Raw genomic sequence first — 12022 nt, forward strand, 5'->3', positions numbered from 1 at the left:
CCCTTTTATAACTTTTAAAAATGGCACTGATCGTTCATAAATACGGCGGCACTTCCATGGGCTCGACAGAGCGCATTCGAAATGTGGCCAAACGCGTCGCCAAATGGGCACGGGCTGGCCACCAAATGGTGGTGGTGCCCAGCGCCATGAGCGGCGAAACCAATCGCTTGCTGGGCTTGGCCAAAGAATTGGCACCTGCCAAAACAAACACGTCTTACGACCGCGAACTTGACATGTTGGCGGCCACAGGCGAGCAAGCTTCATCTGCTTTGTTGGCCATTGCTTTGCAATCGGAAGGCATGGAATCGGTCAGCTATGCGGGCTGGCAAGTGCCCATCAAAACCAACAGCGCATTTACCAAAGCCCGTATCGAATCCATTGACGACGTTCGCGTTCGCAAAGATTTGGCCGCTGGCCGCGTGGTCATCGTGACCGGCTTCCAAGGCGTGGACCCTGATGGCAACATCACCACCCTGGGTCGCGGCGGTTCTGACACTTCTGCGGTGGCAGTGGCTGCAGCCATGAAAGCCGACGAGTGCTTGATCTACACCGACGTGGATGGTGTGTACACCACCGATCCCCGTGTAGTGCCTGAGGCCCGTCGCCTCACCACCGTTAGCTTTGAAGAGATGCTGGAAATGGCGTCGCTTGGCTCCAAGGTTTTGCAAATTCGCTCAGTTGAATTTGCCGGTAAATACAAAGTGCCTATGCGTGTGTTGTCTAGCTTCACACCTTGGGACATCGACATCAATGAAGAAGCCAAATCTGGCACGCTGATCACTTTTGAGGAAGACGAAAAAATGGAACAAGCCGTAGTCTCCGGCATTGCCTTTAACCGCGATGAAGCCAAAATTTCTGTGTTGGGCGTGCCTGACAAGCCAGGCATTGCATATCAAATTTTGGGTGCAGTGGCCGATGCCAACATTGAAGTTGACATGATCATTCAAAACCTGAGCAAAGACGGCAAGACCGATTTCAGCTTCACCGTGCACCGCAATGACTTTGCGCGCACCATGGACTTGCTGAAAGAAAAAGTGGTGCCTGCATTGGGCGCCACCGAAGTTAGCGGCGATGCCAAAATTTGCAAAGTGTCCATCGTTGGCATTGGCATGCGCAGCCACGTGGGCATTGCCAGCAAGATGTTCCGTTCTTTGAGCGAAGAGGGCATCAACATTCAGATGATTTCCACATCAGAAATTAAAACTTCTGTGGTGATCGATGAGAAATACATGGAATTGGCCGTTCGCGCCTTGCACAAGGCTTTTGACCTCGACCAAGCCTGATATAATTTTCGAGTGCTGGAAACGTGACCGAGTGGCCGAAGGTGCTCCCCTGCTAAGGGAGTATGGGGTGTAGAGCCTCATCGAGGGTTCGAATCCCTCCGTTTCCGCCAGCACAACTTAAAGCCTCCAAAGAGGTTTTGCAACAAGCCCCGCAAGGGGCTTTTTTGTTGGGGGTGTCGCAGTGTTTTTGAAACCACTTCGGCGACAATTGGCGCACTGTTTTTAAAAGTGCCATGAAAACCTACACATCTTCCAAAATTTCCATCGCTTGTGCCATCACATTGGCATCTTTGTTCGTCACGCCCATCTCTTTCGCAGCCAAACAGCATGCTGCAAAACATGCGGCCACCAAAAAAGCCGAAGCTTCCAAAAAATCAGAGGCGTCTGCTAGCGCCGTACCCCCTTTGGCAGCTCAGGATTCATTGGCGCCCAATGCGCCCGCTATTGCCGCCAAAGCTTGGCTCTTGATGGATTTTGATTCTGGCGAGTTGCTGGCTTCGGCCAATGTAGACGAGCCCCTGCCACCCGCATCGCTCACCAAGATGATGACCAGTTACATCGTCGAGCAAGCTTTGCGCTCCGGCAAATTAAAGCCAACCGATTTGGTCTCGGTCAGTCAGAACGCTTGGTGCCGCGGCACCAACACCGAGTCGTGCATGTATTTGCCGTTGAACAGCCAAGCAACGGTGATCGATATCTTGCGCGGCATCATTGTTCAATCGGGCAATGACGCATCCAAGGCAATTGCAGAACACATGGCAGGCTCTGAAGAAGGCTTCGCCAAATTGATGAATGCCGAAGCTCAGAAGCTGGGCATGACCAAAACAAACTTTGTGAACCCTACAGGTTTGCCTGATCCTGCGCACAAATCATCTGCGCGTGATTTGGCCATTTTGGCGCGCGCCATCATTCGCAACAGTGCAGACTATTACGCCATCTATGCAGAGCGTGAGTTCAAGTACAACGGCATCAAGCAGGGCAATCGCAACGCACTGCTTTACACCGATCCCACTGTGGATGGTTTGAAGACGGGCCACACACAAGAGGCTGGCTATTGCTTGGTGACTTCTTCGGTACGCAATGGCATGCGTTTGATCACTGTGGTGTTGAATGCGGGTAGTGCAAAGTCGCGTGCTGATGAGACCCGAACTTTGTTGGGTTGGGGCTTTGGTAGTTTTGAGAAACTCACGCCAATTCAGCCCAATGCGGTGGTGAGTTCAGTCAAGGTCAGTTTTGGCAAAGCCGATACTGTGCCCGCAGTTCTTGGCGCACCGTGGTTGGTGACGGTGCCGCGTGGTCAGCAAATTCAGACTGCTGTTGAAGTGAAGGCAGGGCTTGAGGCACCTTTGACAAAAGGTGCTGTGGTGGGCAAGGTGATTGCTACTTCAAATGGAAAGACAGTGAGTGAAGCGCCGCTGGTGGCGCAAGTCGATGTGGAGAGGTCTGGGTTGTTGTTGCGTGGGTGGCAGCATGTGACCAAGTTGTTTGGGAAGTGAGTATGTCGTTCGGTCGTCGCTGTGCTATGGGCGCAGTCACGTTGTTGTGCGCATTTTTTGCAAAGGCCCAGCCTGTGAATTCAGCTTTAAATGATCCCTATCTTTGGCTAGAAGAAGTGCAGGGCGACAAAGCTTTGGCTTGGGTCCGCGAACGCAATGCGGTTTCTACATCGCTGCTTCAAGCGCAGCCCTTATTTGCAGACAACAAGGCCAAAGTTTTAGCGATCCTCAATAACCGCGATCAAATTCCGGGTGTCACCCGCAGGGGAAATTACCTCTACAACTTCTGGCGAGACGACAAGAATCCAAGAGGGCTGTGGCGTCGCACCAGCTTGGACGAATACCGAAAGCCTCAGCCGCTGTGGGATGTAATTCTAGATTTAGATGCCCTGGCTAAAACAGAAAATGAAAACTGGGTTTGGGCAGGTGCAGATTGTTTGGCGCCAGATTACAACCGTTGCCTGATTTCTTTGTCGCGCGGTGGTGCGGATGCCAAAGTGACGCGCGAGTTTGATGTTTCAAAGCGCGAATTTGTCAAAGATGGGTTTGTAGTTCCTGAGGCTAAGTCCCAATTGGATTGGGTGGACATTGACACGCTGTTGGTGGGGACGGATTTCGGCCCTGGCAGCATGACAAAGAGTGGCTATGCGCGGGTCATCAAGCAATGGAAGCGAGGTACGCCGCTGTCATCAGCTACCATCATTTTTGAAGGACAAGAAAGTGATGTGTCTGCTTTTGCTAGCGTAGACATGACACCTGGCTTCGAGCGAACCATCGTGGGTCGGTCCACAGATTTTTACAATACCGAAATCAGTTTGTGGATCAATGGCCGCTTGGTCAAAATTGACAAACCAAGCGATGCGTCATTGTCTTGGCACCGTGAGTGGGCTTTCCTGCTTCTCAAACGTGACATGCAAGTTGACAATCGCACTTACAAAAATGGCAGTTTGTTGGCCATTAAGTTTGATGAATTGATGGATGGCAAACGCAGCTACCATGTGCTTTTTGAGCCCACAGGCACACGTTCTTTGTCACGTGAGGGTTTCAGCACCACACGCGATCACGTGTTGCTGAATATTTTGGAAAATGTGGCCGGGCGAATTGAAGAGCTTCAATTCAAAGAGGGTCAGTGGCAGCGGCGCGATGTGAAAGTTCCCTTAACGGGCACCCTCAGTGCCAGGGGCATGCACGATCCCTTTGTGAAAGATGATCCCCTGGCCAATCATTACCAGATGTCGTACCTCGACTTCTTAACCCCAGCCAGTTTGTATCTGGGCAAGGCTGGCAGTGATGAACGTGACTTGTTGAAAAGCAATCCGGTGTTTTTTGATTCACAAGGCATGCGCACCGAGCAGCGCTTTGCAACTTCAAAGGACGGTACCCAAGTGCCTTACTTTGTGGTGTATCCCAAGAACTACAAGTCAGACGGCACCAACCCCACCGTGTTGTATGGCTATGGCGGTTATCAAATTTCCATGGCGCCGTTTTACAGTGGCGGATGGGGCACCACCTGGTATCAGCGCGGTGGCGTTTTCGTGGTGGCCAACATCCGTGGTGGTGGCGAGTTTGGCCCTGCATGGCATCAAAGTGCCATCAAGCAGAACAAGCAAAAAAGTTACGATGACTTTGCTGCAGTGGCAGAGGATCTGATCAAGGCGGGCATTACCCAGCCGAAGCATTTAGGCATCATGGGTGGCAGTAATGGCGGCCTTTTGGTAGGTGCGGTGATGGTGCAGCGGCCCGAGTTGTTTGGCGCTGTGGTGTGCAGCGTGCCTTTGTTAGACATGCAGCGTTATCACAAACTGCTGGCAGGTAACAGTTGGATGGCGGAGTATGGAGACCCGGACAAGCCTGAGGAATGGGCCTACATCAGCAAATACAGTCCTTATCAGAATGTGAAGCAGGGTGTGAAGTATCCCAAGGTGCTCTTTGCAACTTCCACGCGAGATGATCGGGTGCACCCAGGGCACGCGCGCAAGATGGCTGCTCGCATGATCGAGCAAGGTCATGAAGTGCTGTATTTCGAGAACATCGAGGGTGGTCATGGCGGGGCTGCTGATAACGCGCAGCGGGCTAATTTGGTGGCGCTAGAAAATACCTTCTTGTGGAATGCTTTGGGCGGAAAATAATGTTACTCTGACCCCAGTTAAATTTAACAAGGACAAGCTGCATGTGTGCCAAAGTCTTGGCGTTGATGGCCCTGTTGGTCTTGCAAGCGTGCTCGCACATTCAGCCTGTGGCGGCATGGCAAAAAGGCAATTTGGCATTGCCAGAAATGACCTTTGACGACGACCCGCTCGAGCGCGGTTACAAAGAGCACATTTACAGCAGCAAAGAAGCATCGGCAGGCGGGTCGGGCGTAGGCGGAGGCGGCTGTGGTTGCAACTAAAACCTCTTCACAAAGCACTGAACTGGGCGCTGCATTGCTGAGTGCCGCCATGGCCTTGCCCTGCGTGATGGGTGTGGCCCACGCCGAAACGGCCCCAGAAAAAGGCACTCTCAGTTTCAAATACCTTAACTACCAAGAGCGTCAACAAATTGCCAGTGAGGCTGGCGCAAGTGGCAGCAACTCGGGTTACAGCAAGTCAGGGGCCTCGGCGTTCGACGATCGCATTCGCGTCAAAGCCAGTGCCACCAACCTGATGGTGCCGCTCAACGCTGAGTGGTCCGTGGCGGGCACACTTATCACGGACAGCATTTCAGGCGCATCGCCTGCGTATCACACGCAAGCTTTGTCTGGCATGAAAGATTTTCGGCGTGCAGTTGACACCTCGCTCACACGTTACTTGCCGCACGGTACCTTCACAGTGGGGATGAGCCACTCCGGCGAAAATGATTACGTCTCGCGGGCTGTGTCTGTTTTGGCCACCCAAGTGTCAGAAGATAAAAATACCACTTGGACTGCGGGTTTGGGTTTAAACCGCGACGCAATTCAACCTGCCAACTTCATTGTCACCCATGAACAAAAGAGAGGTGCAGACCTGTTGCTGGGCGTGACGCAAGTGCTCAGCATGGACGACATCGTGCAAGTTAACCTGGGGCACTACAGCGGCCGTGGCTACTTTTCAGATCCCTACAAAATCTACGACGAGCGCCCCAGAGAGCGTCAACATCAAACGTTTCAGGCCCGATGGAATCACCATGTTTCAGAATGGCGCGGCACATCTCGCTTGGCCTATCGCTACTACACAGACACGTGGGGCATTCGCTCACACACCTTAGATGCTGAATGGGTGCAACGCTTTGGCAGTGATTGGCGCGTGGCGCCTCAGTTGCGTTTGTATTCACAAAATGCGGCCCGCTTTTATGTGGAAGTTGACCCGCGCATTGCACCATTTCCACCAAGTCCATTGCCCAATGCTGTCCATTTTTCTGAAGACCAGCGACTCAGTGCTTTTGGTGCCATCACCATGGGCCTTAAATTGACGCGTCAGTTGAGCTTAGACACCGCAGTCGATTTGAAGGTGGAGCAATATGGACAAAAGGCTGCTTGGAAGTTCACTGGCTCGGGCAGTCAGGGATTGGCGCCGTTTTATGCGCGCAGTATTCAAGTGGGCATCACACATACATTTTGATGACGCGCACAGTTTCAAGTTGGTCTGTTCACAGGTGCCCCTTCAGGGCCATGGGCAGTGCTTGTGAGGTCGTGTTGGCGGCCAGCAGTGTGCATGATGCCCAACGCTTGGCGCAGATGGCCATCGATGAAGTGCTGCGCATAGAAAGAAAATACTCACGCTATACGACCGAATCATTGATTGCCAACATCAATCAGCAAGCTGGTCTGAGGCTCGTGGTATGCGACGATGAAACTTGGGCTTTGTTGCAATATGCATCTAAATTGCACGAACAAAGTCAGGGCTTGTTTGACATCACGTCGGGTGTGTTTCGGCAAGCTTGGAATTTCCAAGTGCCCGCAATACCTTCTACTGAAACGTTAGATGCTTTGCGTGCCAAAGTAGGGTGGCATAAAGTGGTGCTGAAAGATCAAAGCATTGCCTTGCCTTCTGCTGGAATGGAAATTGACTTGGGCGGCTTTGGCAAAGAGTATGCTGCCGACAGAGCCGCACAAGTGCTGCAAGCGCAGGGTGTGGTCAGTGGCTACGTAAACTTAGCTGGGGATATGCGATTTCTAGGCCCTAAACCTACGGGTGAGCCCTGGATGATCGGCATTCAAGACCCAAGGCATGCCAATCAAGTGGTAGCCACTTTGCCGATTACGCAAGGTGGTTTAGCCACCAGTGGTGACTATGAACGCTATTTTGAATTGAACGGCGAGCGCTACTGTCATGTGCTTAATCCTTTCACAGGGCGGCCTGTCAAGTATTGGCGTAGTGTGAGTGTGACGGCGCCTGCGGCCGTGGTGGCGGGATGTACCAGCACCATGACCATGCTGAAAGAAGAAGAAGGTCTGGCATTTTTGCAGGCTACTGGGTTTGACTTCTTGGCAATAGATCACGCTGGCAAAGTACACATGCGTCAGTAGGCGACTTAGAGGGGATGCGTTTGAAAAATGTCGTGACCCTATAGCCTTGCACCATTAAACTGCTTCTTATGAAATTCAAATTGATTGCTGCTCTGTTGCTGGCTCTGACTTTGCAGGCCGGTCGCGCCTTCGCCATTGAACCTGGAAAGAGTTTGCCTGCTCTGGGTTTGGCAGAAGTGCAATCTGCGCCAGGGCAGTTTGTTTACATTGACTATTGGGCCTCTTGGTGCGGTCCTTGCAGGCAATCCTTCCCTTGGATGAATGCCTTGCAGGCTAAATTAGGTCCTAAGGGTTTGAAGGTTGTAGCCGTGAATGTAGACGTTAGACGAGCCGATGCCGATAAGTTTTTGGTGCACACGCCAGCGCAGTTTACGGTGGCTTATGACCCACAGGGTTTGTCGGCCAAGACCTTGGCCATTAAGACCATGCCAACTTCCATGCTGGTGAGTCCGGAGGGGAAGGTGTTGTTTGTGCACTCAGGGTTCAGGACGGAAGAGACCGGGCAGTTGGAGGCTAAGATTTTGGCTTTGATGGGGCTCTGATAACCTGTCCAGTTATGATGCCAAGCAAATTCTGGAGAGCTTGCGTCATGCGCCGATTTGTCAGCTTGATTGGTTTGTTGGTAACGGTTTTTCTGTCTGTGAATTTGACTGGCTGTGCCAGCCAAACGCGCAACATGGCGGAGAGCATCAGCCCCCATGGCCCGCAATACAAAGACGCCGCATGCCAGCGCTCATTTGAGTTGGCGCCTTTGCACGACGACATCAAACTAACACGGTCCATTGCAACGCCCACCTTGTTGTTGCTGAGTGGGGGCAGCTATTTGTTGCCCCTGTTGGGTGTGAACATGGGCCTGGATGCGCTGGACCATTTGGATGCGTCCCATGTCTCAAAAGCTTGCGGTGGGTTGGGCACGCCTTCTGAGAACATTTTGGAGAAGGTGGTGCTGGGGGCTGGGTTCAGTTTGTTTACGGGCAATGTGAAGTTGGGTGCCAATTAATGTTGATCTGACCCCAATTAAGTCTTCTTGACGACTTGTAATGCACCGGGCAGCAACGTAATTTGAATGTGTGTTGCAAAGCCCAGGGTCTCGCCATCTGCTGCCACGGGCACAGGCGCAGGGCATGTGAGGGTGGCCTCAGTAAAGGCCACGCATTGAATGCGCGCATGGCCCAAGTGCTTGCCAATTAACAAACGCGGCAACATCAACAGCGTTTGCCAACGGTTAAAGCTGCCACCTACCAACAAGTTCAGCTGGCCATCGTTCACCATGGCATGCGGCACAGCCGGCATGCCGCCGCCATAGGTAGGGGTGTTCAAAGCAGACGCCAGCAAGCAATTGCCTTCATGCACCACATGACCATCAGCTTGAACCTTCAAAGGCCAGTTTTTTAAATGCAATAGTTCGCGCAATGTGGCCAACAAATACCTTGGCAGACCTCTTAAAAACTTAGGGCCCGCCAAAGCGCGATTGCCCACAGACGCATCAAATCCCACCGCCAAGCTGGAGTGGAAATAATGCGGATCGCGATGGTTCAATTGAATGTGCCCCACATCGATGGCACTGGCTGGACCACTCAATGCAAAGGACAGTGCGTCCTGCCAAGACAACTTGTGCAAACCCCATGCACGCGCGCAGTCATTGCCACTGCCATAAGGTACCAAGCCAATCACATGCTTGCCGCTGATCAGGCTGGGCAACATTTGGTTCAGCGTGCCATCACCGCCCACCACCACAATCTTCGACCCATGGAGGCGCTTGGCAATTTCATGGTGCGCCTCGTGCAAACTTTCGGGCATCACGATATCGGGCTTCTGCTCATGTCCAAGCGCAGTTAGCCAAACATCCAAAGGCAGCAAGAGTCGCCGGGCTCGCCCGCCTGCCGCATGAGGGTTGATTAGGATAAGTGTCGACATGCCTAGATTGTGCAAGTTTGTGAGCCAATGCATGAGACGTGCAAACCCTTTTTTTTCACGATGAGGTCACCACTGATGCAACTTAACCCTAAGCCCATCAGGGCTTGGTATTAACCCCAGTCAAGGTCTCTTTAGAATGCGCAAATCATTCAAATTTTGAACTTGGACTTCTCATGGCTCGCATTGCATGTCAATTAAACCGTTTTAAATATTCACTGTTGTCGGCAGCTTGTTTGAGTTTATGGGCCTGGTCTTCAGTGCAAGCGCAATCGCCTGCTGCGCCTGCAACACCGCCAGCCAACGCGTCGGCACCCACTGCCGCGTCTGCCACACCGCCAGCCGCTCCCGGTGCTCTAAGGCCTATGAAAGACATTTTGAAAGACGCTAAGTCCAAGCCTGGTTTTTTCACATTGCACCAAAAGGACGACAAGGTTTGGATTGAAATCTTGCCTTCTCAATTAGGCAAGCCTTTCTTCTTTTCCTACAACGTGCCACGCTCCATTGGCGAGCGTGGTTTGTATGGCAGCCAAATGGGCGGCTCCAAGTTGGTGGAGTTTCAAAAGGTGGGCAATCAGGTTCAGTTGATTGCCAAGAACACACAGTTTTTTGCCAAAGAGGGCACACCGCAAGCGCAGTTTGTGTCTGAGTCTTTCTCTGACAGTTTGATGAGCAGCGCGGCTGTCGTGTCAGCACCGAATCCTGAAACCAAATCTATTTTGATTGAGGCTAACGCGCTGTTGTTCTCGGACATTCCTGGTTATCAAACGGGCTTGGAATACGCGTTTCGCATGCCATTCAGTCTTGATACTCGAAACACCTCGTTCAGTTCTACCAAGAACACGCCATTACTAACAGGTTTGGAAGTAAGAGCCCATTTTGCAGTGCCTAAGTTATCGGCGCCACCGATGATGCCTTCGCCTGTGCCATCGCCGCCTCCGCCCACTGCCACGCCAGACCCTCGCAGCATGTTTGTATCTTTCTATTACAGCATGATGCCATTGCCTGATCCCATGGCTACAAGATTGGCAGATGAGCGAGTCGGCTTCTTTACTGTTGCTCGTTCTGACTTAACTTCAGATGCCAAAATTAAATCGAAAACGCATTACTTGAAACGTTGGCGATTGGAAAAGAAGGATCCTTCTGCGGTTGTTTCTGAGCCTAAAGAACCTATTGTTTATTGGCTTGATAAAAACATACCTTTGAAATATCGAGCAACTGTGACAGAAGGTGTTCTTGAATGGAACAAGGCTTTCGAAAAAGCAGGTTTTAAAAATGCGTTGGTTGTAAAACAACAGCAAGACAATGACGACTTCAATAACATGGATGCACGTCATGCATCCATTCGGTGGTTTACGGGTGCAGATGTAGGCTTTGCAATAGGACCTTCGCAAGCAGATCCGCGAACCGGTGAAATCTTAGATGCTGACATTGGCATGTCAGATGGTTTTACGCGCAGTGCACGACGGTGGGTCGTTGATGATTTGGCCAGACCTCGTGGGCAGGATGGTGAAATGTGTGAGGAGGCTGAGACTTCTGCGCAAGAGCTCAATTACGCTTTAGATTTGTTGGAGGCCAGAGGTGTTGAGTTGGATGGTCCAGAGGCTGAAGCTTTGGCAAAAGCATATTTGAAGAGAACCATCATGCATGAGGTCGGCCACACCATCGGGTTGCGCCATAACTTCAGGGCTTCTACATTGAATGACCTGAAAAAAGTTCACGACGCGGAGCATACAAAAATCCATGGCATTGCTGCATCTGTCATGGACTATTCGCCATTCAACATTGCGCCCAAAGGTGAAAAGCAGGGCGAATATGTCATGTCTACTTTAGGTGTTTATGACTATTGGGCTGTCGAATTTGGTTACAGACAATTTCCGCCTGGACAAGAGTCTGAAGGGCTTGCGCAGATTTTGGCAAAGTCAACTCAACCTGAATTACAGTTTGATACAGACGAAGACGCCGGTTACGGTAATGTGATTGGAATTGATCCCATGGTGAATCGTTTTGACCTAGGGTCTGATCCACTCGCCTATTACAAACTGCGCATGAAACTATCTAGAGAGTTGTGGGATCGTTTGCAAAATATGAATTTGGCTACCGGCGACAGTTACGAACGCCTTACGCGAAGCTTCCGAAGTGGGTTTGCACAAGTGGCGAATGTGGCCCCCCTCGCTGCAAAATACATTGGCGGTGTTCATACTAGACGTGTAAGAGCTGGCACTTCGAAGCCGATGTTTGAGCCTGTAGCAGCCGCTAAGCAGCGAGAGGCTTTGAACTTGATTACCAAAGATTTTTTGGGTGTTGAAAGTTTTAAATTCAAACCTGAATTCATTGCACGGCTTGCAACAGACAGATTAGAGCGCATCGATAATCCAAGTAACTTGCAAACTTCGGTCGCCTCTTTGGTCGCTAACGTCCAAAAAGGCATCCTAGACCATGTGTACTCTTCCTCAGTCGCCAATCGCTTGGCAGAGGTCGGTATGAAGGTCAACGACCCTAAAGAAACTTTAGGTTTGGCTGACGTTTATGACACATTGCAAGACGCTATTTGGTCTGAAGCCAAAACGGGCCAAGAGACCAGTCTCATACGGCGCAACTTACAGCGCGAGCAGCTGCGCCGTATGACGGATGTCTTGGTCAAACCAGCCGGACCTTGGCCAGCAGACGCCCGCAGCATCATGCGCGAGAACGCGCGTCAATTGGTCAGTTTGCTGGAAAAGGCCATCGCTAAACCAGGCATTTCCAAAACAACGCGTGCGCATTATGCAGATGCACTGGATTCATTGAATGCCACCTTAAAGGCCTCGATGCAGCGCGCCGCACCTTGACCTTCTCAGAGCAAA

10 protein-coding genes and 1 tRNA gene are annotated in these 12022 nt (G+C 51.5%); 10 read left to right on the forward strand and 1 reads right to left on the reverse strand.

Annotated features, from left to right (window positions below):
- The first annotated feature begins 20 nt into the window (after nt 1-20).
- From B9Z46_RS07340 to B9Z46_RS07380, 9 genes are all read left to right on the forward strand, one after another.
- A complete protein-coding gene (locus B9Z46_RS07340) occupies nt 21-1283 on the forward strand; it encodes an aspartate kinase (protein WP_108255306.1) in 1263 nt (420 codons plus the stop codon).
- 17 nt (nt 1284-1300) lie between these two features.
- Nucleotides 1301-1393 (forward strand) — tRNA-Ser (locus B9Z46_RS07345).
- 123 nt (nt 1394-1516) lie between these two features.
- Nucleotides 1517-2779, forward strand: coding sequence for a D-alanyl-D-alanine carboxypeptidase family protein (locus B9Z46_RS07350; RefSeq protein ID WP_108255308.1), 1263 nt, complete (start codon nt 1517-1519; stop codon nt 2777-2779).
- A 74-nt stretch (nt 2780-2853) separates the two neighbouring features.
- Entirely contained in the window at nt 2854-4908 is a 2055-nt protein-coding gene (locus B9Z46_RS07355) for a prolyl oligopeptidase family protein (protein WP_233245937.1), read from the forward strand.
- 41 nt (nt 4909-4949) lie between these two features.
- Complete coding sequence (locus B9Z46_RS07360; RefSeq protein WP_108255312.1) at nt 4950-5168, forward strand: DUF4266 domain-containing protein; 219 nt, start codon at nt 4950-4952, stop codon at nt 5166-5168.
- Nucleotides 5155-6354: a DUF3570 domain-containing protein gene (locus B9Z46_RS07365; RefSeq protein ID WP_233245938.1), complete on the forward strand. Its 1200-nt coding sequence runs from the start codon at nt 5155-5157 to the stop codon at nt 6352-6354. The genes B9Z46_RS07360 and B9Z46_RS07365 overlap by 14 nt, the downstream gene beginning before the upstream one ends.
- Nucleotides 6354-7262, forward strand: a complete 909-nt coding sequence (locus B9Z46_RS07370; RefSeq protein ID WP_108255314.1) for an FAD:protein FMN transferase — start codon at nt 6354-6356, stop codon at nt 7260-7262. Before B9Z46_RS07365 ends, B9Z46_RS07370 begins: the two co-directional genes overlap by 1 nt.
- 68 nt (nt 7263-7330) lie before the next feature.
- Nucleotides 7331-7804: a TlpA disulfide reductase family protein gene (locus B9Z46_RS07375; RefSeq protein WP_233245939.1), complete on the forward strand. Its 474-nt coding sequence runs from the start codon at nt 7331-7333 to the stop codon at nt 7802-7804.
- 47 nt (nt 7805-7851) lie between these two features.
- Nucleotides 7852-8262, forward strand: coding sequence for a hypothetical protein (locus B9Z46_RS07380; RefSeq protein WP_146179235.1), 411 nt, complete (start codon nt 7852-7854; stop codon nt 8260-8262).
- A 17-nt stretch (nt 8263-8279) separates the two neighbouring features.
- On the opposite strand, the gene B9Z46_RS07385 is transcribed toward B9Z46_RS07380, so the two are convergent.
- Nucleotides 8280-9179 carry a diacylglycerol kinase family protein gene (locus tag B9Z46_RS07385; RefSeq protein ID WP_158268409.1) on the reverse strand — a complete coding sequence of 300 codons (900 nt, stop codon included), beginning with the start codon at nt 9177-9179 and terminating at the stop codon, nt 8280-8282.
- A 173-nt stretch (nt 9180-9352) separates the two neighbouring features.
- Between B9Z46_RS07385 and B9Z46_RS07390 the strand changes: the two genes are divergently transcribed.
- On the forward strand, nt 9353-12007 hold the full coding sequence (locus B9Z46_RS07390; RefSeq protein ID WP_108255318.1) for a zinc-dependent metalloprotease: 2655 nt from the start codon (nt 9353-9355) through the stop codon (nt 12005-12007).
- The last annotated feature ends 15 nt before the right edge of the window (nt 12008-12022 follow it).

The sequence above is a fragment of the Limnohabitans sp. Hippo4 genome (genome assembly GCF_003063605.1).
GTDB lineage: Bacteria > Pseudomonadota > Gammaproteobacteria > Burkholderiales > Burkholderiaceae_C > Limnohabitans_A.

Coding starts and splice junctions, on each gene's coding strand:
- B9Z46_RS07360 (WP_108255312.1), top strand. CDS start 4,950: ATGTGTGCCAAAGTCTTGGCGTTGATGGCCCTGTTGGTCTTGCAAGCG.
- B9Z46_RS07370 (WP_108255314.1), top strand. CDS start 6,354: ATGACGCGCACAGTTTCAAGTTGGTCTGTTCACAGGTGCCCCTTCAGG.
- B9Z46_RS07350 (WP_108255308.1), top strand. CDS start 1,517: ATGAAAACCTACACATCTTCCAAAATTTCCATCGCTTGTGCCATCACA.
- B9Z46_RS07390 (WP_108255318.1), top strand. CDS start 9,353: ATGGCTCGCATTGCATGTCAATTAAACCGTTTTAAATATTCACTGTTG.
- B9Z46_RS07340 (WP_108255306.1), top strand. CDS start 21: ATGGCACTGATCGTTCATAAATACGGCGGCACTTCCATGGGCTCGACA.
- B9Z46_RS07380 (WP_146179235.1), top strand. CDS start 7,852: ATGCGCCGATTTGTCAGCTTGATTGGTTTGTTGGTAACGGTTTTTCTG.
- B9Z46_RS07375 (WP_233245939.1), top strand. CDS start 7,331: ATGAAATTCAAATTGATTGCTGCTCTGTTGCTGGCTCTGACTTTGCAG.
- B9Z46_RS07385 (WP_158268409.1), bottom strand. CDS start 9,179: ATGTCGACACTTATCCTAATCAACCCTCATGCGGCAGGCGGGCGAGCC.